This window comes from Aeromonas sp. BIGb0405 (genome assembly GCF_024807335.1).
In the GTDB taxonomy this organism is placed as follows: Bacteria; Pseudomonadota; Gammaproteobacteria; order Enterobacterales; family Aeromonadaceae; genus Aeromonas; species Aeromonas rivuli.
This window is the reverse complement of sequence record NZ_JANUEP010000002.1, coordinates 404,933-427,169: the sequence shown is the minus strand read 5'-3', so window position 1 is coordinate 427,169 and position 22,237 is coordinate 404,933. Positions and strand designations below refer to the sequence as shown.

The following is a 22,237-nucleotide window of genomic DNA, read 5'->3' as shown; positions in this document are numbered from 1 at the left end:
CATGAGCGGGCTTGAAAAACGGACATTCCTCGATTGACTTGCCAATCCGTTTTTCGGAATCTAGCGTCAAGCCGGTATAGCTCAGCTGGTAGAGCAGCGCATTCGTAATGCGAAGGTCGCAGGTTCGACTCCTGTTACCGGCACCAGCCAAGTCAAAGGACTAGCCTCATCAGAGGGTAGTCCTTTGTTTTATTGGGTAAGTCTGCTCTTGTTTACTATCTGCCATCATGGATGCTTGCCTGTTAAATCCCAAAATCAGACTGCCAGCCACTGGAAAACACCTTCATTAAAATAACCAACTGATGGCTACCTCAGTTATTAAACGCTTTGAATTAAAACAACATTTAAATAAAGTTGATATGATTTCTTTTAATTTAAAAGCTTTTCAAAAACCCATAAATATATAGCTTATTACTTTCATCCAAAAATCATATATATTGAAGCATGCTTTTTAATACTAGGTCGATGGCATCGTTAATAGCCATTAAGTCAACCCGCATTCTAAAAGTACTCATATCCAGGCAGGTTCCAATTTACAAGCCGTGGTATCGTTGCCATCATGGCTCTTTCTGGCACTACTGATAGCGACCCGGCGGCTCCCATCATGTTCGATCACCTCTCCCTCTCCACCTTCAACGAACTAGAGCTGATGGTGTATCACTATGTCATCAAGCACAGGGAGCAGATCCCCTACATGCGGATCCGTGAGCTGGCACAGGCGGCCGGGGTGTCGACCACCACAGTACTGCGTTTTTGCAAGAAGCTGGGCTGCACGGGTTTTTCCGAGTTTCGGATCCGCTTCAAGCTCTCATTGGAGCAAGACACGGCATCGGTTGCCCGCTTCGGGGTCAATGAGTTGATGAGTTTCTTCAAGAGCATCAACAACCCCGAGTTCGAGACCCTGATCGATCAAGCCGCCGCCCTGATCTCGGATGCCGAGCGTGTCCTGTTCGTCGGAGTCGGCACCTCGGGCTCCCTCGGCAAATATGGAGCCAGATTCTTCTCCAACGTCGGCAAGTTCAGCAACCATATCGACGACCCCTATTACCCTATTAGCACCGACACCTTTCATAATGCCGTCGCCATTATTCTCTCGGTCTCTGGTGAAACTCAGGACATGTTAAAGTTGGCGCAAAAATTCAGTTTCCATAAATGTAAAATAATCAGCATTACTAATAGCGAGACCTGTTCGCTGGCTAAACTGGCAGACTTCAATCTCTCCTACCACATGCCGCAGTTCATGGTTGGCCAAAACCATAATATCACGACCCAAGTGCCCGTTGTTTATATCATCGAGACCATAGGCCGCCGACTGACGGCCAATCCTCCGGCCTGAAAACAGCTTGTTTTTTGATTGTGACAAGTCACGAATAACCTATTTCGTTATATCGTGACTTTGTTATTTGCTTTGCTAACATCAGCCCATCACACCTCGCCCTGAACCGCGCCCAATCATGGGGCTCTTACCGATTGCTCGGCGAGGATCACCCATGCCATGCCCTTATTCGGGCCTTGATGAGAGAGAAGCCAATGAAACAGCAAGGATTACCAAAAGACTTTCTGTGGGGCGGCGCAGTCGCGGCCCATCAGGTAGAAGGGGCCTGGGATCAGGGCGGTAAAGGGCCCAGCATAGTGGACGTGCTATCGAGTGGCGCCCATGGGGTCGACAGGGTCATCACCGACGGCGTACTGCCCGGCTATCACTATGGCAACCATGAGGCGGTGGATTTTTATCACCACTACCAGCAGGACATAGCCCTGCTGGCCGAAATGGGCTTCAAGTGCTTTCGCACCTCCATCGCCTGGTCGCGCATCTTCCCCAAGGGGGACGAGCTGGTTCCCAACGAGCAGGGCCTGCAATTTTATGACGACCTGTTCGATGAACTGCTCAAACATGGCATAGAGCCCGTCATTACCCTCTCCCATTTCGAGATGCCCTGGCACCTGGTCAAGGAGTACGGTGGCTGGAAGCACCGCAAGCTGGTCGAGTTCTTCGTGCGCTTTAGCGAGACAGTGCTGCGCCGCTATCAGCACAAGGTCAAATACTGGATGACCTTCAATGAGATCAACAACCAGCGTAACTGGCGCTCTCCCCTGTTTGGCTACTGCTGCTCCGGCGTTATCTACAACCAGGAACCGAACCCGGAAGAGTGCATGTATCAGGTACTGCACCACCAGTTTGTGGCCAGCGCCCAGGTGGTCAAACTTGGCCACGAGATCAACCCTGAGTTCCAGATCGGCTGCATGATAGCCATGGTGCCCCTCTATCCCTACTCCTGCCATCCGGACGATGTGATGTATGCCCAGGAGGCGATGCGCGAGCGTTTCTTGTTCAGCGATGTCCATGTCCGTGGCGCCTATCCGAGCTATATCCGCAAGGAGTGGCAGCGCAAGGGCTACCAGATAGTCATGGAGCCTGGTGACGAACAGATACTGCGCGAGGGTTGCGTCGACTACATCGGCCTGAGCTACTACATGAGCAATGTGGTACGTGCCCACCATCAGGGCAGCGGCACCGCCCTGTCAGGCTTCGAGGGCGGGGTGCCCAACCCGCACCTCAAGGCTTCGGACTGGGGTTGGCAGATAGATCCGGTCGGCCTGCGTTACAGCCTCAATATTCTCTACGAGCGCTACAACAAGCCGCTGTTCATCGTCGAGAACGGCTTCGGCGCCCTGGACAAGCCGGGTGAAAACGGTGAGGTACAAGATGACTACCGCATCGAATACCTCAGCGCCCACATCGCACAGATGAAGAAAGCGGTGATTGAGGATGGGGTCGAGCTGATGGGCTACACCCCCTGGGGCTGCATCGATTGCGTCTCCTTCACCACGGGGGAGTACCGCAAACGCTATGGCTTCATCTATGTGGACAAGCACGACGATGGCAGCGGCAGCCAGGCGCGCAGCAAGAAACAGAGCTTCCATTGGTACCAAGAGGTAATAAAGAGCAACGGTGAAACCCTCTGAGCTCCCCCTGGGGCCAGCTCATTGGCGCCATCAAGATACGAGAAGGGCTGCCTCAGGGCAGCCCTTCTTCCTTGTTGAAGCCTTGACTGATCATGAATGGTCGATGAGCTCACCGGCCCGTATGGCTCAATAGAGGCAGAGTCGGCGCCAGGGCCCGGTGACCTCGCATAATCCCGTCTCCTCGGTCGGCTCCCAGCCGAGACGCCGATAGAAGGCAAGGGCGGCGGTATTATTGATGGCCACCTTGAGGGACGCCGGTCTGGGCAGTTCGGACAGGGCTTTATCGAGCAAGGCGCGCCCCACCCCCTGACCATGCCAATCGGCAGAAACATAGAGATGATGAACGAAACTGTCTGGCGCCCAGATGGCGATAAAGCCGCAGGGAGTGCCGCCCTGCTCTGCGACCCAGATCTGTTCACCACTGATCTGTTCGGAAAAATCGTCAAGGGCAAACAGCGAAGGCTCTACCCAATGAAACGTCTGGCGACGCCCTTTTTGAAACAGACGGGATAATGGTGCCACATCCGCCTCTGTCATGGCTCTGATCATCAGCCTCTCTCCCTTGCATGGCCCGGTTCGAGCACTCTATTGGCTATCAGCTTACCCCAGATGGGTGGCAGGATCCGGTTCACAAGCAGGCGAGCTGCTGTTAATTTGAACAGGTGAGGGGCTATACTGCCCGGGTCCCGCCTACGGATGTGTGAGGTTTGCCGACCATGGATAACAAGCAACTTGAAGGTAACATTTTTATTCCTGCCCACCTAGATGATGTCTGGCACGCCTGGACGACGGAGAGCGGGCTACGCAGCTTTCTCGCCCCGGAGTGCCTGATGGTGGCCGAACCCAATGGCCCGTTCGAGATCTACTTCCGCCCCGATGCTCCCCATGGCGAGCGGGGCAGCGAGGGGTGCCGGGTCATGGCCGTCATGCCCCATGACTTGCTCAGTTTCAGCTGGAATTTCCCCCCCCACCTGCCCCATGTGCGCCAGCAGAAGACCCAGGTCAGCCTGCGTTTCGTGCCCGAAGACCAGGGCACCCGCCTCCATCTGCTGCAGACCGGTTGGGCCAATGATCCGGACTGGGATGAGGGCTACGACTACTTTCGCCATGAATGGTTGGACGTCGTGCTGCCCCGCCTGCAATACCGTTTCACCCACGGCCCCATCGACTGGCACAACCCTCCCAGCGGCCAGCAACTCAAATGCCTGGCGCAATGACCAGGACTGCATGAAAGAGACCGCCCTCAGGCGGTCTCTTGTCATTGGACGACTGCCATCGCTCACACTCCCAACCGATCCCGCAGGCTGTACCAGGCGGCGCCGGCGGCGGTGAAGGGGATGCGGAACAGACGGCCGCCCGGGAAGGGGTAGTGGGGGAGCTTGGCGAAGGCGTCGAAGCGCTCCGCCTGGCCGCTCAACACCTCGGAGAGCAGCTTGCCCGCCAGATGGGTGCAAGTGACGCCGTGGCCACTGTAGCCCTGCATGTAATAGATGTTGGGGCCGATGCGGCCAAACTGCGGCAGGCGCGACATGGTCAGCAGAAAATTGCCGGTCCAGGTGTATTCCACTTTGACGTCGGCCAGCTGAGGGAAGGTCTTGAGCATCTTGGGGATGATGAGCCGCTCGATGTCAGCGGGATCCCGGGCGCCATAGACGACACCGCCGCCGTAGATCAGGCGGTGATCCCCTGTGGTGCGGTAGTAGTCGAGCAGGTAGTTGCAATCTTCCATGCAGTAGTTCTGCGGCAGCAGTTGCCGGGCACGCTCCTCGCCTATCACCTCGGTGGTCACTACCTGGGTGCCACAGGGCATGCTCTTGCCCGCCAATTCCGGCACCAGATCCCCCAGATAGGCATTACCCGCCACCACCACGAAGCGTGCCTTGACCGCCCCCTTGGCGGTGCGCACCAGCGCCGGTTGACCCGGCTCTATGCTGGTGACCGCTGACTGCTCGAAGATGCGCCCACCCAGACTGCGAATGGCCTCGGCCTCCCCCAGCGCCAGATTGAGGGGATGGATATGGCCACCGCGCTTGTCGAGCAGGCCGCCGACGTAGCGATCGCTACCCACCACCTGGCGTATCCCCTCTTTATCCAGCAGCTCCAGCTGATCGTTGCCCCATTTGCGCCAGCGCAGTTGCTGGGCCTTGAGCTCGTGCAGCTGACGCTCGGTATCGGCGGCAAAGACGCCACCCTGCTGCAAGTCACATTGAATGTCGTAGCGTTTGATGCGCTCGCGAATGATGTCACCCCCCTCAAACAACATGCTGCCGAGCAGCCTGGCCTGATCCGGCGGGCAGCTCGCCTCTATGTTGTCGATGTCGCGGCTGTAGGAGTTGACTATCTGGCCACCGTTGCGACCGCTGGCGCCGAAACCGACCCTGGCCGCCTCCAGCACCACCACCGAATAGCCCTTCTCCACCAGATGCAGGGCACTGGACAGGCCGGTATAGCCGGCCCCTATGATGCAGACATCGCACTCAAGCTGTTCATCCAGACTGGGGAAAGGCGCATGGGTATTGGCACTGGCGGCGTAGTAGCTCTTCACATGTTCGGTCATGATCCCTCGTTCCTCACAAGATTGCGCTCAATAATGGCTGAAATGGGGCCTTGCCTGGTCCCTTTTCGGGGGCGGGACTGGGTGGCTTGTGCATCGAACGGATTGCGCCTTCCGTTCATTATTTTGCACACCCATGACCGCAAATCTGTCAATGACACCACTTCTAGCACGCCAATACCGCCCTGGGCAACCGCATTTAACACTTGAAAAACAAAGTGGCGGCCATTATGGTCATCCAGTGCTTATTATTCTATACAGCAAGCGTGCCGGATAATGCCATGTCATCCCATCCAGAACGCCCTGAATCTACCGCCGAGGCCCCCATGTCACTGACAGCGCAGCTCGAACCCCTGACTCACTCCCTTGCCTATATAGATGGCCGCTGGTGCCAGGCCCACAGCGGTCGCCAGTTCGAGGTGACCAACCCGGCCACGGGTGAACTCATCACCCGGGTGCCGGACATGGATGGTGCCGATACCCAGGCCGCCATCGAAGCCGCCCATGCTGCTCAGCCTGCCTGGGCGGCACTCACCGCCAAGGAGCGCAGTGCCAGACTGATGCGCTGGTATGAACTCATCATGGCGAACCAGGATGCCCTGGCGCGGCTGATGACCCGGGAGCAGGGCAAGCCCCTGGCCGAGGCCAAGGGGGAAGTCGTCTACGGTGCCAGCTTTATCCAGTGGTTCGCGGAAGAGGGCAAGCGCGCCTACGGCCGCACCATACCGGGATTCAGTGGCGACAGGCGCCTGGCCACCATCAAGCAGCCGGTCGGGGTCGTGGCCGCCATCACCCCCTGGAACTTCCCCATCGCCATGATCACCCGCAAGGCAGGCCCGGCCCTGGCCGCCGGTTGCACCATCGTCATCAAGCCCGCCGCCGAAACTCCCCTGTGCGCCCTGGCCCTGGCTGCACTGGCCGAGCAGGCCGCTATTCCGGCCGGGGTGATCAACATAGTCACTTCCCATCAGGCCGCCATCGTCGGGGATGAGCTCTGTGCCAACCCCCTGGTGCGCAAGCTCTCCTTCACCGGCTCGACCCGCATCGGCAAGCTGTTGATGCGCCAATGCGCCGACACCATGAAGCGCGTCTCCCTGGAGCTGGGCGGTAACGCCCCCTTCATCGTGTTCGACGATGCGGACTTGGACGCCGCCGTGACCGGGGCCCTCGCCTCCAAATACCGCAATGCGGGCCAGACCTGCGTCTGCGCCAACCGCATATTGGTGCAGGCCAGCGTCTATGACGCCTTCGCCGAGAAGCTGGCCGCCGCGGTTCGCGCCTTCAAGGTGGGAGATGGCCTTGGTGAAGGCAGCCAGATTGGCCCCCTCATCAACCAGGCCGCCGCCGACAAGGTCGCCACCCTGGTAGAGCAGGCTCAGGCTGCCGGCGCCCAGGTGCTGGTCGGTGGCAAGATCCACGTTGCCGGCCCCCTCTTCTACAGCCCGACCATATTGACCAACGTCCAGGCCGATAACCCCATTTTGCAGGAGGAGATCTTCGGCCCCGTCGCGCCCTTGGTGCGCTTTGAGACCGAAGCCGAGGCCATCGCCATCGCCAACGACACCCCTTACGGCCTGGCCGCTTACTTCTATGGCCGTGACATCGCTCGGGTGTGGCGGGTCGCCGAACGTCTCGAGTACGGCATGGTGGGCATCAACGAAGGGATCATCTCTACCGAACTGGCGCCCTTTGGCGGCATCAAGGAGTCAGGCCTGGGCCGGGAAGGCGCCGCCGAGGGACTCGATGAGTATCTGGAAACCAAATATCTCTGCTTCGGCTCCATTGCATAATAAAACAAATTAATGGATATTTTATTCACCAGTAGTGGGGCGCAGGACAACCAGGCCCCCTGTGATGGACAACCTAAGGATGGGGAGCGACAGCCAGGCTGCCGACTCATCAACATACAGTGAGGGGCTTGCCCCTGATGGGAGAATCAAGATGAGTAATCAATCCTGGCAAGCGCGCCGCGAAGCCGCCGTGGTCAACGGCGTGGGCACCCTGATGCCGGTCTTTATCGACAGGGCCCAGAATGCCGAGCTGTGGGATGTGGAGGGCAACCGCTACATCGACTTTGCCTCGGGCATCGCCGTGCTCAACACCGGCCACAACCACCCCAAGGTGGTGGCCGCCGTGCGCGAGCAACTGGAAAAATTCAGCCACACCTGCTTCCAGGTTACCCCCTACCCCGGCTACATCGAGCTTGCCGAGAAACTCAATGCCCTGGTACCGGGATCGACCCCCAAGCGTACCCTGTTTCTCTCCACCGGTGCCGAGGCGGTGGAGAACGCCATCAAGATAGCCCGCGCCCATACCGGTCGCAGCGGCACCATCGCCTTCAAGGGGGGCTTCCATGGCCGCACCATGATGGGCATGGCGCTCACCGGCAAAGTGGTGCCCTACAAGACAGGGTTCGGCCCCCTGCCGGGAGAGGTCTATCACCTGCCCTTCCCCGCCGATTATCTGGGGGTGAGTGAGGCCGATGCCTTGGCCGCACTGGATCTCTGCTTCAGTGCCGACATAGAACCGACCCGGGTCGCGGCCATCATCATCGAGCCGGTACAGGGCGAAGGGGGCTTCTACCCAGCCTCCTCCGGCTTCATGCAGAGTTTGCGCAACGTCTGCGATCAGCACGGTATCGTGCTCATCTGCGACGAGATCCAGAGCGGTTTCTGCCGCACCGGCAAGACCTTCGCCACCGAATACAGCGGCATAGAGCCGGACATCATGACCCTGGCCAAGAGCCTGGCCGGTGGCTTCCCGCTCTCGGCCGTGGTCGGCAAGGCGGCTATCATGAACGCCGCCAAACCCGGTGGCCTGGGGGGCACCTATGCGGGCTCCCCCATCGCCTGCGCCGCCGCCCTGGCGGTGCTCGACGTCATTGAGGAGGAGCAACTCAATCGGCGCGCCCAGGCCCAGGGCGAGCAGCTCAAAGCCCGCTTGCACCAGCTTGCCGAGCGTTTCGACTGCATCGGCGATATCCGTGGCCCGGGCGCCATGGTAGCCATGGAGCTGGTCAAGGGCCGCGATGCCCGCCAACCGGACGCCGATCTCACCAAGCGTCTGGTGGCCGAGGCGGGCAAACAGGGGCTGGTATTGCTCTCCTGCGGCGTGCGGGCCAACGTCATCCGCTTCCTGGCGCCGCTCACCGCCGCACCGACGCTGGTAGACGAGGGGCTGGACAAACTGGAGCGGGCCCTGACCGCCGCCCTCGCCTAGGGCCGATACCGGCAACCTCAGCCCGGGCCCTGTACCCGGGCTGAGTCTTTACCCCAGAACAAGCCCCTGAACTTGCACCAAATATTTGCACTCCACCGGGCTGCCATGGGTTGTCATCCCCGTCCATCTGGGGCAAAATGCGCGCCGCTAAAATAACCGACTTGGTTGCCAAGTCGGTTATTTTCATTTTGTTGTTTACCACCAAACCGAGGCCGGGCCTTTTCCCGGAAATGATATCCGGGGTCGCACTCATAGATGGCGCGAACCCACCCATGATTTATGCCGCTATGAGGAACAAGATGGGGCTCTCTTATACTTCGTCTCCGCTCGCCGGAGTCAGCCTTGGCAACGCGATTGCCAACGACCTCTGCACCACTCTGTCGAGTGTGCGTCTGTTCAGTCCCCTGGCGTCTCGCCATGACCATGCCCTGGCGGCAATGCAGGAGGTTCGCTGATGTCTGATGCACCGGTTCGCCTCAAAAAAACCCTCAAATTATGGCAAGTCGTGGTCATCGGCCTCGCCTACCTGACCCCCATGGCGGTGTTCGACACCTTCGCCATGGTCTCCGACATCACCAGCGGCCACGTCGCCACCTCCTACCTGCTGGCCCTGGCCGGGATACTGTTCACCGCCATCAGCTATGGTCATCTGGTGCGCAAGTATCCCTCCGCCGGCTCGGCCTACACCTACACCCAGAAGACCTTCCATCCCTATGTGGGCTTCATGGTGGGCTGGTCGTCCCTGCTCGACTACCTCTTCATGCCGATGATCAACATGCTGCTGGCCAAGATTTACCTGACCGCCATGTTCCCCGGGGTCGAACCCTGGATCTTTATCTTCGGACTGGTGAGCGTGATGACCCTGCTCAACCTGCGCGGCATCAATCTGGTGGCCAACTTCAATGGCCTGATCGTGCTGGTGCAGGTCGCCATCATACTGGTATTCCTCGCCCTGATGGCCCATGCGGTCTACTTCGGCGAGGGAGAAGGGAGTGTGCTGAGCAGCCGTCCCTTCTATTCGGAGCACACCGCCTTGCTGCCGCTCTTTACCGGCGCCACCATCCTCTGCTTCTCATTCCTGGGCTTCGATGGCCTGAGTTCGCTCAGTGAAGAGACCCCCAACGCCGGCAAGGTGATCCCCCGGGCCATCCTGCTGACCGCCCTCATCGGCGGCATCATCTTCGTGCTGGTCTCCTACTTCCTGCAGCTCTATTTCCCGGACATCAGCCGCTTCAAGGAGCCCGATGCCGTGCTGCCGGAGATAGCCCTTTACGTCGGTGGCAAGCTGTTCCAGAGCATAGTGCTGGTCAGCACCACGGTCGCCGTACTGGCCTCGGGCATGGCGGCCCACGCTGGCGTGTCACGGATCCTCTACGTGATGGGCCGCGATGGCGTCCTGCCCGAGAAGGTGTTCAGCTATGTGCACCCCACCTGGCGTACCCCGGCCATCAACGTGCTGCTGGTCGGTGCCCTGGCGCTCTCCGCCGTCTCCTTCGATCTGGACATCGCCCTGGCGCTGGTCAACTTCGGCGCCCTGGTCGCCTTCACCTTCGTCAACCTGTCGGTGATCGCCCAGTTCTATGTGCGCGAACAGCGTAACAAGACCCTCAAGGATACGGTCTGCTTCCTGCTGCTGCCCCTGTGTGGCGCCGCGACCATAGGCCTGCTCTGGCTCAACCTGGAGCTGAGCTCCCTCTATCTGGGCCTCATCTGGGCCGGCCTGGGTCTGGTCTACCTGGTGCTGCGCATCAAGCTCTCCCAGGCGCCCCTGCGGGAGTACGAAGAGGCCGAGCTGCAATAAGCCACGCCGTTCACAGCAAGCAAAAAGGGGAGCCATTAGCTCCCCTTTTATCATTCACCATCCGGCATCCTTCGGCTATGGAGATACGCCCGCAAACGCCAGATACACAAAAAGGAGTCATGGACTCCCCTTTGTTAGCAGCTCTGGCTGTGATCCCCTGGGCGCGTCGAGCCTTATTTGATCAATGCCTTGGTGGCCGCTTTTGCAGGATCATCGACGGCATTTTCGACCTTGCCCTTGGCATCGCCCACCGAACCCTTGGCGTCGTTCAATGCGCCCTTCTTGTCATCCAGGCCGACCGAGTCTTTGGCCGTTTCGGCGGCGGAGCAACGCCCGCCCACCCCGACGGTGGCCTTCATGGCCGCGCCCTTGACCGCTTTCTCAGGGGTACAATCCGGGTTGATGACACCCGCCTGGGCACCCAGGGTGATCAGGCAGAGGGAGAGACAGAGCAGCAGTTTTTTCATGACAGACTCACTTTTGATGACGAATGAATATCTCCCAGTGTAGGGAGATGTGTGCAGGGAGCAAGATGCATCCATTCAGCCCCCTTGAGCGGGTGACTGGCGTCATAGGGTGAGACAGGCCCGGCCCAGAGAGCCTGTGGCCCGAGCAGACCCGGTTCAATGGCCACCACGCCCCCTATCAGGGAGCCAGTCCCACTCTCATCGAGACGTCTTGGGTTGTCGCAACCTGGCGCAGAGTGCTTGCCCCAGCGCGCGGTGCTTAGCGTATCAATCTTCTGGCTGCCGCCCGGCCGGGGTCATCCACGACATTCTCGACTCGCTGCCTGGTGTTGCGCGCCTTGTAATAGGCATCATCCACCCCGGTCGCCTGGGCCGCCTTGCGCTTGGCATAGTCAGCCGGGTCATCCACCGCATTCTCGACTCGCTGCTTGGTGTTGCGCGCCTTGTAATAGGCATCATCCACCCCGCTCGCCTGGGCCGCCTTGCGCTTGGCGTAGCCAGCCGGGTCATCCACCGCATTCTCGACTCGCTGCTTGGTATTGCGCGCCTTGTAATAGGCATCATCCACCCCGGTCGCCTGGGCCGCCTTGCGCTTGGCGTAGTCAGCAGGATTGTCCACGACATTGTCGACCCGCTGCTTGGCGCTGGCCGCAGAACAGCGGCTATTGATACCCGTAGTGCCATTGACGGCCGACCCCACCGCCACCTGTCCGGCACTGCAACCAGAGGGAAGAACGTCAGCCTGAGCAGAGAGGGAGACCAGGATCAGGGGAAATAGAAAGAGAGACCAATGCTTCATGACAGACTCGCGATAGCTGAAAAACGACCGCCTAGTCTAACGGCCTGAGCAGAGAGGACAAGCATTAATGACACATCAGTCACTTATGTCAGTCAACGTCTAACGCCAGGCTGCGGCCAAACGCGCCCGTTGGCCGAGGCGTCGGCAAGAGGATAGGCAGACCGTTTTTCCTTCCTCTGAAGGTGACACCGCCACGGTGCGCACGCTGTCATCAAATCATCATCAAAACGTCACTTTGTCATAAAAGTGTCATCAAGCCTTGCTGTAATGCGCCGGTCAAATTCATCAGCAGACGGCCAGCGCCGTCCCAAGAGGCTTTATGCACAACCCTGACTCCTTGCCACAGCAGCACGTCTCCTCCCATCGTGCGCTGTTCCACTGGATAACTGTCATAGCGCTGGTCTACCTGATACTGGTAGCGGTGGGAGCCGTCTCCCACGGCTTCAAATTGTTCTCCGGCGGCGCCGAGGGTGCGGCCGAAATCTTTGCCTTCGCCAACAACCCCTTCGTCGCCCTGCTGCTCGGCATCCTGGCCACGGCCCTGGTGCAATCATCCAGCACCGTGACCTCGGTCATCGTCGGTCTGGTCGCCGGTGGCCTGCCGCTGGCCATGGCCATTCCCATGGTGATGGGTGCCAACCTCGGCACCACCATCACCAACACCATCGTCTCCATGGGTCATATCCGCGACAGAACCGAGTTTCGCCGCGCCTTTGCCGCCGCCACTGTCCATGACTTCTTCAACCTGATGGCCGTGTTCATCTTCCTGCCCCTGGAGCTCGCCTTCGGTGTCTTGCAGCACAGTGCCGAGTTCCTGGCCCATCTGCTGGTCGGCTCGAGCGACATGTCGATGAAGGGCATGGACTTCATGAAGCCGCTCACCGCCCCCGCCATGCAGCTCATCGATGCCGCCGTCGCCTTCTTGCCCGGTAAAGGCCCCGCCCTGGCCACCATCGCCATCGGTATCCTGCTGATCCTGGGCTCGGTCACCTATCTGGGCAAGGTGTTGCAAAAGGTGCTGGTCGGTCGCGCCAAGGGGCTGCTGCACAAGGCCCTGGGCCGTGGCCCCCTCACCGGTATCGCCTCGGGCACCCTGGTGACCATCATGGTGCAATCCTCCTCCACCACCACCAGCCTGATGATCCCTCTGGCCGGCGGCGGCGTGTTCACCACTCGCCAGCTCTACCCCTTCACCCTGGGCGCCAACATAGGTACCACCATCACGGCCCTGCTAGCGGCCACCGCCATCGGCGGCAGCGGTGCCGAACTGGCGCTGACCATCGCCCTGGTGCATGTGCTGTTCAACGTCTTCGCCGTGGTGCTTATCTATGGGCTGCCCTTCCTGCGCGAACTGCCCATCCTGGCCGCCGAGTGGCTGGCAAGAGTCGGCAGCGAGAACAAGTTGCTGGCACTGGGCTATGTGGGCGGCCTCTTCTTCGCCCTGCCTGCGCTGATGATGGCCCTGGCAAAATAACCGGCCCCTAGGCTTAACTGAGTCGATTCACTCGGCAAGGAAGGGCGCTATTAGCGCCCTTTTGCTACCCCAGTTCGACCCACTGGGATAAGATATTCATCTCATTGTCTTACAAGGATTTAGTGATGAAATTTGTGCTGATCGCCATCCTGATCGCTCTGGCGGTCTTCTATTTCTACTCAAGCAATAACAACAAGAAGCTGGCCGAGGAGAATATCCGCGCCGGCGATCTCTTCCTCGCCGAGAACAAGGCCAAGCCGGGCATAGTGACCACCGAGTCCGGCCTGCAATATCAGGTACTGGCCGAAGGCGAAGGCGGCATGCACCCCAGCGCCAGCAGCAAGGTCAAGGTGCACTACGAGGGCAAGTTGCTCGATGGCACCGTCTTCGACAGCTCCATCGCCCGTGGCGAGCCCATCGAATTTGGTCTCAATCAGGTGATCCCGGGCTGGACCGAAGGGGTACAGCTGATGACGGTCGGCGAGAAGGCCCGCTTCTTTATCCCGTCCAGGTTGGGCTACGGCAACCGCGCCACCGGCAAGATCCTGCCCGGCTCCCTGCTTATCTTCGAAGTGGAGCTGCTCGCCATCGACTGACGCAATTCGGTCAGCCCATGATGAGCGCCGTCATGAGCGCACTGTCAAAGAGGGAGGCATTGCCTCCCTCTCTGCTTGATCTCCCCCCACCAGTCAACCTGCCTGCCCAAGCAATTATCAACCCTGAGTGAAGAGTGATTACACATATAGCCTAATTGTTCACCACAAAAAGGGGGCGGATAATGACCTCATCGCCTGCCAAGGCCCCCTCTGATGGAGCACTAAGATGTCCCCTGTCTGGTTTATCTCCCACGGCGCACCGGATCTGGTGCTGCGCGACGAGCCCGCCACTCGTTTCATGAAGGATCTCAGCCTGGGGCCGCTCAAGGGGCTGGTCGTCATCTCGGCCCACTGGTTCAGCCGCGAGCTGGAGATCAACTCGGCGCACAACCCGGCGCTCATGTATGACTTCCATGGCTTCCCCGACGCCCTCTACCGCGGGCGCTGGCCCGCCAGCAGCCCAGCGTGGTTGCAACAGGCCGTGCAGGAGACCTTGCTGCAAGGAGGACTGGTCGCCAACCCCGTCCTGCGCGAACTGGATCACGGGGTCTGGTCACCGCTCTCCCTGCTCGATGCCAACAGCGAGATCCCCCTGGTGCAGATCTCCATCCCGGCGGGCATGAGTCCGGCCGAGTTGTGGCGGCTGGGAGAAGCCCTGGCCCCGTTGCGCCAACAGGGCATTGGCATTCTGGCCTCCGGCGCCATCACCCACAATCTGAGGGCGCTCGGCCCCGATGGCTCCCCGCCCCCCGCCTGGGCCCAGGCGTTCGCCCACTGGCTGGAGGAGAAGATGGACAAGCAGGACAAGGCGGCCCTGCTCGATTATCGCGACCAGGCTCCGGGGGCGGTGCAATCCCACCCCCATGACGATCACCTGAGGCCGCTGTTCGTGGCCCTCGGCGCAGCAGGGGCAGACAAACCGCTCCGGCTGCATGATAGCTGGGACTATGGCAGCCTCTATATGGGCAGCTACCGCTTCGGTTAAGCCCACCTCATCCCACGATAAAATCCCCCCATAAAACAGCAGAGGAGCCATGGCTCCTCTGCTTTTGTTGCGCTGGTTGTGCGCATCAGCGCCTGATATTGACCGGCAGGCGGGGACCCCGTTAGCGAGACGGGTCGCCCGCCAGCAGTTGCTCCGCCTCTGTGACCAGCTGCTCGGTCAACTGATGACTACGCAGATAGCTGTCGATGAGGGCCTTGTCGGCCCGGCCCCCTGCTATTTGTTCATACCAGTGATCCAGCATGGCGGCAAAGCCACGGCGCACCAGCACGGGTTGCCAGTCGTCGATGGCCAGGGTCTGCACCACCTTGTCTCGCGCCAGCGTGCCCTGGGTGCAGTTCTCGACCTGGAGCGACAGATTGTCGCCATAGAGGCTGATGCGCTCCTCCGCGACCCCGGCGCTGCGATTCATGCTGCCACTGACTGCCGCCTGCCCGCTCTGCCAGCTGACACTGACCCCGGCCAGCATGGCCGGGTCCTGCGCGCTGGGTCTAAATACCCGGTGCAAGGCGCCACTTGGCAGGCCGCCATAGTGGCAGAGGCTATCGAGCACATGAATGAAATCATCGAACAGGAACTGGCGGGGCAGTCCGGGCAAGCCATGGCGGTGCTTTTGCCAATGCAGCTCGGTCACCGGCTGCGCCCGCCCAGCCGACAGCGCAGGCAGGTAGCGGCGATTGAAACCTACAAACAGCGGGCAATCTTGCTGCAACGCAAGCTGGCACAAGGCCTCTACCGCAACGGCACTGTCGCACAACGGCTTGTCGACGAAGGTGGGAATGCCTGCCAGCAGACTCTTGCGGGCCAGCTCCTGATGCACCGCCGTGGCGGCATGGATCATCACCCCATCGGGGCGACTCCCTAGCAGCGCATCCACGTCGGTGAAACACTCGGCCACCCGATATTGGCGGGCCAGCTTGTCGAGCACAGCTGGACTCCGGGTGCAAAGCACCGGCGTCACCCGCTCATCGCTGGCCAGCAGTGGCAAATAGGCTTTTTGGGCGATATCACCCAACCCAATCATGGCAATACGCATGGTGTTCTCTCTCCCTCAAGACTGCGCCCAGCTTACCCCATCCTCTTGTATGTTATGAAGGGATGGGCTAGCGTGGACTCCCTTTTTCCAAGCCCCGACCAAGATGACGCCGACTCTCTATCTGCTGCGCCACGGCCAGACCCGCTTCAATGCCCAGCAACGCCTGCAGGGCCACTGCAACTCCCCCCTCACCCCCTTGGGGGAACAACAAGCCCGCGCCATGGGAGCCACCCTTCGCCAGCAGCTGGACAACCCCGCAACCTGGACGATCTATACCAGCCCGCTGGGACGGGCCATGCAGACCGCCCGCCTCGTCTGCGACGAGCTGGGCCTTGACCATGGGCAGATCCGGGTCGATGAGCGGCTCAAGGAGCTGGGCCTGGGGGAGTGGGAGGAGCGCCGCCTGGACGAGATACGCCCCCTCTGTTTTGCCCTGCAAACTGGCGAGCCGGACTGGTACTTGCAAGCGCCAAATGGCGAGGGGTTGGCCAGCCTGCAGGCGCGCTGCCACGACTGGCTCCATGACCAGAGCCTGGGTTCCCGGCGCATCGCCATCGCCCACGGCTTGTCCGGCATCATGCTGCGCGGCCTCTATGCGGGATTGAGCCACGAGGCGCTCTGGCAGCAGGAGCTGCCGCAAGATGCCTTGTTCCGCCTGCAAGGGGGAGAGATCACCCGCATCCCCTGCCAGGCGGCGCTACTGCCCCAGATTTAACGACACAAGTGGCGCTGCGTTAACGAAACAAACGGCGCCAGCGTCAACGAAAAAGCGGGCCAAGAGGCCCGCTATCAGTATTTCAGTTTTTGGACTTGCCCCGCTCATCGACCAGTCTGCCCAGACGGGCACCCAATTCCGAACAGATCACGGCGCTGGCGATGGCAAACACCATCTGGATAGGATCAAACCCCTCCCTCTTCTCAAACAGCAGCGGGGCCAGCAGATTGAAGCCGATGATCCCCAGCAGCAGCCCGGTGCCACTGCCTATCTTCTCAAGCTTGGATTTGACTCTGACCGTCATCTGACTACTCCTGTGCAGGGGGATGCTTTATCGGGGGTGGCCATCATGCCTCCCCCTATCAATGGAACCTGGCCGCACAAGATAGCAAAGCCGCCCCCGCCTGACTGCTTTTATCGCCTCTGCCGCCACGCTTTGATGACAGGGCTCAAAAAACGAGAATTCTCTGATAGTTGCCTCGCTTTTGCTGCTCGCTTGGGAGGCTTCATTTGGCTTACCATGGCCATCCAGAACCCGTTGAACCGCGATGGGTTGCTACCCTCGTCGGTCAAAGGAGCATATTGGACGCTGTCATCCACGGGCGGTAGCGTGGAGTTTTCTAGCCCTTTCTGAATTGGCTGATATAAGATTCGAGATATATAACAGTGAGGAACATATGAAACTTGTCACCCCCACCCTTGTCGTTGAAGATGTCGATGGCTTTAAAAATGACGCGCTTCAGCGTAAATCATTTGGTGAAGCGTTATCAAATTTGGTAACTCGAACATCTGACGAGCTTGTAATATCTCTTGACGGAAAATGGGGGGAAGGTAAAACAACTTTTGTCAAAATGTGGCAAGGACTTCTGAAGGAAAAAGGAGTACCTAGTATCTACATTGATGCCTTTCAGAATGACTATACGGAAGATGCCTTCATTTCAATTGCCAGCGCAATTACTGCCTATGTAGGCCAGCATGCCATTCAAGCTGAAAAGAGTTCGGAGTTTTCAGATAAAGCGAAAAAAGTCGGTATTCGATTACTTTCATGGAGTGCAAAGATAGGAATCAAGACTGCCACGCTAGGAATTATCAAAGAGTCTGATATCGAGGCATTGTCTGAAATAGGTGATGACATTGCTACCGATACGTCTGAAACCGTTGCGACACTGGTCCAAGATAGGCTAAGTACACATTCCAAAGAAAATGAGATTATTCAATCATTTAGAGAGTCATTATCAGGGGTTCCCGAGACAATAACAGATAATAAAAGTGGTCGTCTCGTTGTGATTATTGATGAATTGGATAGATGTAGGCCATCATTTGCGGTGGAAGTTCTTGAAAAAATCAAGCACCTTTTCTCCGTGAAGAATGTTGTTTTTGTTCTTGTTATGCACAAAGAACAACTAGAAGAAGCTATCCGATGTGTATATGGCAGTAACATAGATGCACATACCTATCTTCAGAAATTTATTAATATTGAAGCCACGATTCCAAAACGAGTCACAGATCGTCACAGTAATGACTTGGATGCTTATATAGCACGGCTACTCCATTTACATGAACTAGAAACTTGGGGTGATAATAGGCTTATACAAGATTGCCTTAGCTCTCTAGGCCGCCATTTCAATCTTTCTCTCAGACAGCTAGAAAAGGTATTTACGAATCTAGCAATAATTTACAGTACGTCAGCAAAAAACCAGCTGAGACTCGTCCCAATAATCACATTTATTAGTACCGTGAAAGTTGTCAAACCAAGTGTTTTCAGCAAGATTCTACTAGGTAGAATATCCTATACTGAACTTATCAGTGAGACTGAGCTGCAATTTATAAACAATGAAAGTAATGAGCGAAATTTAATAAGGATAATGGACTGGGTTAGATTCTCAATACTCACTGATGCTGAATACAAAGCAATTAATGAGACTGATAATATCACTCGCCTCAGTCAATCACTCTGGGAATACAGCGTAGACAGGGAGAGACTGCTCCCAATGTTCTGTGAAAAACTCAATATGTTCACTGTAAACTGAGAAAGTGAAAATATCGCAGCACTACTATGACAAGCTGATATTCGCTTCTTAAAAAACGTTGTTTTACCTATTTATTATTACAATATTCGGCACAGCAAGGGCGACCATCCGGTCGCCTTTTTATTTCTATCGCTTTCCAATCAGGAAACTCACCGAGCCGATCGCTTGGCACTATTCCCTTTGGCCGCAGGCATTACCCTGATTAGGGCGGTTTGGCAAAATATGGGGGGCCTGATTTTTCCACGAATAACACCATCTATAACCTTTTATTTTTTAATACTACCCCCGATATGCTCTCCACTCTAAAATAAGTAAGTTCTTCTTTTCTTATTTTACCTTGACTCACTAAACAAGCGAACACATTCTCACCATAAATTCTAACAACAGCGTACTCTTTCCCACTTTTTATAAATGTTTTATATTCATCCTTATTAATTGAGCCATGACCAAGAATGACAAATGTGAATGCAAAAAGAAATAAAAAAGCACCTATATTAATTATCTTGAGACCACATTCCCTTATCTTGTTTTCTATCTTATTTTCTTGACCTATTTGCGTATCCAATGGCATCCACTGATTTAAAAAATGTAAAATAACTCCTGCATTTATCAAAATAACCATCCAGCTATTTCTTTCACCCATATAATATAATGAAAATATGTATGTAATAATTACACCTAAAAAAGATATTGATTGTTTGAATTTACTTCCCTTTCCCCATAACAATAGACATGCTGATATCAGCATTACCGGTAACAAAAAAAGATAAAAACCTATAAAGTCATCACTTATTATCGCCACGTTAATAGAAATAGCGTCTAAAGGTATATTTAGTGCTATAGCAACTCCTCTCTCATAAAAATATACTGCTGCATATAGCATGAAAGTAAGTATTGCAATTAATAATCCCTCTCTCTCAAAAATATTCTTTATCATATCAACCCTATTGTTAAGTAGCATAATATGTGTATTTATCAAAAAAATAAATTAACTATTTAATGCTATTAATCGTAACATGCAACATTTTAATGAGTCATGCCTCATAGAAATAAAAAGGCGACCATCTGGTCGCCTTTTTATTTCTATCGCTTTCCCAATCAGCAAATATCAGCGAGCCGGTCGCTTGGCTGCATTACCTTTGGCCGCGGGCTTGCCGCTCTGAGTGGCGGGTTTGGCACCCGGTTTGGCTGATCCTGCGCGGGTCGGGGTCTTCCCCTTGTGGGCGGCGTTGCCCTGCCCTGCTGGTTTGCCCTGACCTGCGCCTTGGGGAGTTGGCTTGCCGTTGCCCGCCTTGCCGTTTTTGGCAACCGCAGGCGCATTGCCCGCAGCAGCGCCTTTAGCCGCAGCCTTGTTGCCCGCCCCATTGCCCCGCTGATGGACGATATTGCTGTGGCGGGTCAGGGCTGGCTTGAGGCCCTTGTTGATGCTGCGCTCGGCCTTGACCTCGCCGCGACCTTCCGGCGGCACCAGGCAGCTCGGGCCGTTGCCGATCAGGTGGCCCTTGCCCATCTCCAGCAGGGCTTCGCGGATCATGGGCCAGCCGGCCGGATCGTGATAGCGCAGCAGCGCCTTGTGCAGGCGACGACGACGCTCGCCCTTGACCACGAACACGTCCTCACTCTGGCGGCTGATCTTGCCGAGGGGGTTTTTCTCGGTGTAATACATGGTGGTCGCGTTGGCGAGCGGCGACGGGTAGAAGTTCTGCACCTGATCGAGCTTGAAGCGGTTCTCCTTGATCCAGAGCGCCATGTTCACCATGTCTTCATCCGTGGTGCCCGGGTGGGCCGAGATGAAGTAGGGGATCAGGTACTGCTCCTTGCCCGCCTCTTTCGAGTACTTGTCGAACAGCTCCTTGAACTGGTAGTAGCTGCCCATGCCCGGCTTCATCATCTTGGAGAGCGGCCCCTCCTCGGTGTGTTCGGGGGCAATCTTCAGGTAGCCACCGACGTGGTGTTTGGCCAGCTCGCGGATGTAGCGCGGATCTTCCACGGCGATGTCGTAACGCACCCCGGAGGCGATCAGTATCTTCTTGATCCCCTTGATGTCGCGCGCCTTGCGGTAGAGATCGATGGTCGGGGTATGGTCGGTGTCCATGTGCGGGCAGATGGTCGGCCAGACGCAGGAGGCGCGCCGGCAGGTCTGCTCGGCCTTAGGGCTCTTGCAACGCAACTTGTACATGTTGGCGGTGGGGCCGCCAAGATCCGAGATGACGCCGGTGAAGCCCGGCACCTTGTCGCGGATCTCTTCAATTTCTTTCAAGATCGACTCTTCCGAACGGCTCTGGATGATGCGCCCCTCGTGCTCGGTGATGGAGCAGAAGGAGCAGCCTCCGAAGCAGCCGCGCATGATGTTGACCGAGGTCTTGATCATCTCGTAGGCCGGGATCTTCTCTTTGCCATAGGCCGGGTGCGGCACCCGCTGATAAGGCAGGCCGAACACCCCATCCATCTCGTCGGTTTCGAGGGGGAAGGCGGGCGGGTTGACCCAGATGATGCGATCGCCGTGGGATTGGGCGAGCGCCCGGGCACAGCCGGGGTTGGTCTCGTGGTGCAGGATGCGCGACGCGTGGGCGTAGAGCACCTTGTCTTCCTTCACCCGCTCAAAGGCCGGCAGCTTGACATAGGTCTTCTCCCAGGGCTTCTGCTTGGGAGGCTGCACCAATACCGGCTTGGCCTCCTGCTCCATGGGAGCCGTACCCTCGTCATCGCTGCAGGGCGCCCCTTCCATATAGGGATTCATGATGGGATCGATGCGACCGATGCGGTCCAACTTGCTGGAATCCACGCCGCGCCACTCGGGCAGCGGCTCCTTGCGGATCACGGCGGTGCCGCGAATGTCCTGCATGGTGGCGATGGTCTCTCCCGCCGCCAGGCGATGGGCCACTTCGATCAGCGGCCGCTCGGCGTTGCCGTAGATGAGGATGTCGGCCTTGGCATCGAGCAAAATGGAGCGACGTATGGTCTCGGACCAGTAGTCGTAGTGGGCTATACGGCGTAAGGACGCCTCGATGCCGCCGATGACCACGGGGACCTCCTTGAAGGCCTCCTTGCAGCGCTGGGTATAGACCAGAGTTGCCCGATCCGGCCGCTTGCCACCCACATCCCCCGGGGTGTAAGCATCATCGTGACGCAGCTTCTTGTCGGAGGTGTAGCGGTTGATCATCGAGTCCATGTTGCCCGCCGTCACCCCGAAGAAGATATTCGGCTTGCCCAGGCGCATGAAATCTTCCTTCGATGACCAGTCCGGCTGGGCGATGATGCCAACCCGAAAGCCCTGGGATTCGAGCATGCGGCCGATGACCGCCATGCCGAAGCTGGGGTGATCCACATAGGCATCCCCCGTGACCAGGATGATGTCGCAACTGTCCCAGCCGAGTTTATCCATCTCCGCCCGGGACATGGGTAGGAAGGGGGCGGTGCCGTAGCACTCTGCCCAGTAACGGGGATAGGAAAACAAGTTGGTAACCGGCTGCATTTTGAACACCTGGAACAATTCGGGTCGCGCATTATACCGGCAGAGCCCAGCGGGGGCGATGGCTTTTTATCCCTGTTAAGGCAAGGGATAAGGCCATCACG

20 protein-coding genes and 1 tRNA gene are annotated in these 22,237 nt (G+C 57.6%); 13 read left to right on the top strand and 8 right to left on the bottom strand.

What is annotated here, in order from left to right:
• Nucleotides 1-70: 70 nt before the first annotated feature.
• The 3 genes from M2366_RS06785 to M2366_RS06775 all read left to right on the top strand — a co-directional run bounded on the left by M2366_RS06785 (nucleotide 71) and on the right by M2366_RS06775 (nucleotide 2,967).
• Nucleotides 71-146: transfer RNA gene (locus M2366_RS06785), tRNA-Thr, on the top strand.
• Between the two features lie 413 nt (nucleotides 147-559).
• Nucleotides 560-1,336 carry a MurR/RpiR family transcriptional regulator gene (locus tag M2366_RS06780; protein WP_259269266.1) on the top strand — a complete coding sequence of 259 codons (777 nt, stop codon included), beginning with the start codon at nucleotides 560-562 and terminating at the stop codon, nucleotides 1,334-1,336.
• 194 nt (nucleotides 1,337-1,530) lie between these two features.
• On the top strand, nucleotides 1,531-2,967 hold the full coding sequence (locus M2366_RS06775) for a 6-phospho-beta-glucosidase (protein WP_224430949.1): 1,437 nt from the start codon (nucleotides 1,531-1,533) through the stop codon (nucleotides 2,965-2,967).
• Between the two features lie 126 nt (nucleotides 2,968-3,093).
• On the opposite strand, the gene M2366_RS06770 is transcribed toward M2366_RS06775, so the two are convergent.
• Entirely contained in the window at nucleotides 3,094-3,516 is a 423-nt protein-coding gene (locus M2366_RS06770) for a GNAT family N-acetyltransferase (protein ID WP_224430950.1), read from the bottom strand.
• A gap of 167 nt (nucleotides 3,517-3,683) precedes the next feature.
• On the opposite strand from M2366_RS06770, the gene M2366_RS06765 reads away from it, so the two are divergent.
• Nucleotides 3,684-4,184 carry an SRPBCC domain-containing protein gene (locus tag M2366_RS06765; RefSeq protein ID WP_042040626.1) on the top strand — a complete coding sequence of 167 codons (501 nt, stop codon included), beginning with the start codon at nucleotides 3,684-3,686 and terminating at the stop codon, nucleotides 4,182-4,184.
• Between the two features lie 62 nt (nucleotides 4,185-4,246).
• On the opposite strand, the gene M2366_RS06760 is transcribed toward M2366_RS06765, so the two are convergent.
• The gene (locus M2366_RS06760; RefSeq protein WP_259269265.1) at nucleotides 4,247-5,524 is read right to left on the bottom strand and encodes an FAD-binding oxidoreductase; all 1,278 of its coding nucleotides are present in this window, start codon (nucleotides 5,522-5,524) and stop codon (nucleotides 4,247-4,249) included.
• Between the two features lie 323 nt (nucleotides 5,525-5,847).
• Between M2366_RS06760 and M2366_RS06755 the strand changes: the two genes are divergently transcribed.
• The 4 genes from M2366_RS06755 to M2366_RS06740 all read left to right on the top strand — a co-directional run bounded on the left by M2366_RS06755 (nucleotide 5,848) and on the right by M2366_RS06740 (nucleotide 10,541).
• Nucleotides 5,848-7,311, top strand: coding sequence for an NAD-dependent succinate-semialdehyde dehydrogenase (locus M2366_RS06755; RefSeq protein ID WP_259269448.1), 1,464 nt, complete (start codon nucleotides 5,848-5,850; stop codon nucleotides 7,309-7,311).
• A gap of 151 nt (nucleotides 7,312-7,462) precedes the next feature.
• Complete coding sequence (gene gabT / locus M2366_RS06750) at nucleotides 7,463-8,740, top strand: 4-aminobutyrate--2-oxoglutarate transaminase (protein ID WP_224430953.1); 1,278 nt, start codon at nucleotides 7,463-7,465, stop codon at nucleotides 8,738-8,740.
• Nucleotides 8,741-9,039: 299 nt separating this feature from the next.
• On the top strand, nucleotides 9,040-9,195 hold the full coding sequence (locus tag M2366_RS06745; RefSeq protein WP_157013903.1) for a hypothetical protein: 156 nt from the start codon (nucleotides 9,040-9,042) through the stop codon (nucleotides 9,193-9,195).
• The gene (locus tag M2366_RS06740) at nucleotides 9,195-10,541 is read left to right on the top strand and encodes an APC family permease (RefSeq protein ID WP_042040632.1); all 1,347 of its coding nucleotides are present in this window, start codon (nucleotides 9,195-9,197) and stop codon (nucleotides 10,539-10,541) included. The genes M2366_RS06745 and M2366_RS06740 overlap by 1 nt, the downstream gene beginning before the upstream one ends.
• A 173-nt stretch (nucleotides 10,542-10,714) precedes the next feature.
• On the opposite strand, the gene M2366_RS06735 is transcribed toward M2366_RS06740, so the two are convergent.
• Entirely contained in the window at nucleotides 10,715-11,008 is a 294-nt protein-coding gene (locus M2366_RS06735; RefSeq protein ID WP_042040634.1) for a hypothetical protein, read from the bottom strand.
• 259 nt (nucleotides 11,009-11,267) lie between these two features.
• Nucleotides 11,268-11,807, bottom strand: coding sequence for a hypothetical protein (locus M2366_RS06730; RefSeq protein WP_259269264.1), 540 nt, complete (start codon nucleotides 11,805-11,807; stop codon nucleotides 11,268-11,270).
• A gap of 319 nt (nucleotides 11,808-12,126) precedes the next feature.
• Between M2366_RS06730 and M2366_RS06725 the strand changes: the two genes are divergently transcribed.
• From M2366_RS06725 to M2366_RS06715, 3 genes are all read left to right on the top strand, one after another.
• Nucleotides 12,127-13,281 carry a Na/Pi symporter gene (locus M2366_RS06725; RefSeq protein WP_042040636.1) on the top strand — a complete coding sequence of 385 codons (1,155 nt, stop codon included), beginning with the start codon at nucleotides 12,127-12,129 and terminating at the stop codon, nucleotides 13,279-13,281.
• Between the two features lie 125 nt (nucleotides 13,282-13,406).
• On the top strand, nucleotides 13,407-13,877 hold the full coding sequence (locus M2366_RS06720) for an FKBP-type peptidyl-prolyl cis-trans isomerase (protein ID WP_042040639.1): 471 nt from the start codon (nucleotides 13,407-13,409) through the stop codon (nucleotides 13,875-13,877).
• Nucleotides 13,878-14,103: 226 nt separating this feature from the next.
• Nucleotides 14,104-14,862, top strand: coding sequence for a class III extradiol ring-cleavage dioxygenase (locus tag M2366_RS06715; RefSeq protein ID WP_259269263.1), 759 nt, complete (start codon nucleotides 14,104-14,106; stop codon nucleotides 14,860-14,862).
• Between the two features lie 121 nt (nucleotides 14,863-14,983).
• On the opposite strand, the gene M2366_RS06710 is transcribed toward M2366_RS06715, so the two are convergent.
• Nucleotides 14,984-15,916, bottom strand: coding sequence for a Gfo/Idh/MocA family protein (locus M2366_RS06710; protein WP_259269262.1), 933 nt, complete (start codon nucleotides 15,914-15,916; stop codon nucleotides 14,984-14,986).
• A 103-nt stretch (nucleotides 15,917-16,019) separates the two neighbouring features.
• On the opposite strand from M2366_RS06710, the gene M2366_RS06705 reads away from it, so the two are divergent.
• Nucleotides 16,020-16,631, top strand: coding sequence for a histidine phosphatase family protein (locus M2366_RS06705; protein WP_259269261.1), 612 nt, complete (start codon nucleotides 16,020-16,022; stop codon nucleotides 16,629-16,631).
• Between the two features lie 82 nt (nucleotides 16,632-16,713).
• Here the strand turns inward: M2366_RS06705 and M2366_RS06700 are convergent, their stop codons facing one another.
• Nucleotides 16,714-16,935 (bottom strand): hypothetical protein, encoded by a 222-nt coding sequence (locus M2366_RS06700; protein ID WP_259269260.1) that lies wholly within the window; start codon nucleotides 16,933-16,935, stop codon nucleotides 16,714-16,716.
• A 373-nt stretch (nucleotides 16,936-17,308) separates the two neighbouring features.
• Here M2366_RS06700 and M2366_RS06695 point away from each other — a divergent pair, with 373 nt between their 5' ends.
• Entirely contained in the window at nucleotides 17,309-18,661 is a 1,353-nt protein-coding gene (locus M2366_RS06695; RefSeq protein ID WP_259269259.1) for a KAP family NTPase, read from the top strand.
• Between the two features lie 256 nt (nucleotides 18,662-18,917).
• On the opposite strand, the gene M2366_RS06690 is transcribed toward M2366_RS06695, so the two are convergent.
• Together M2366_RS06690 and M2366_RS06685 are read right to left on the bottom strand one after the other, a co-directional pair.
• Complete coding sequence (locus M2366_RS06690) at nucleotides 18,918-19,598, bottom strand: hypothetical protein (protein ID WP_259269258.1); 681 nt, start codon at nucleotides 19,596-19,598, stop codon at nucleotides 18,918-18,920.
• Between the two features lie 171 nt (nucleotides 19,599-19,769).
• Complete coding sequence (locus M2366_RS06685; protein ID WP_259269257.1) at nucleotides 19,770-22,136, bottom strand: YgiQ family radical SAM protein; 2,367 nt, start codon at nucleotides 22,134-22,136, stop codon at nucleotides 19,770-19,772.
• Nucleotides 22,137-22,237 lie beyond the last annotated feature (101 nt).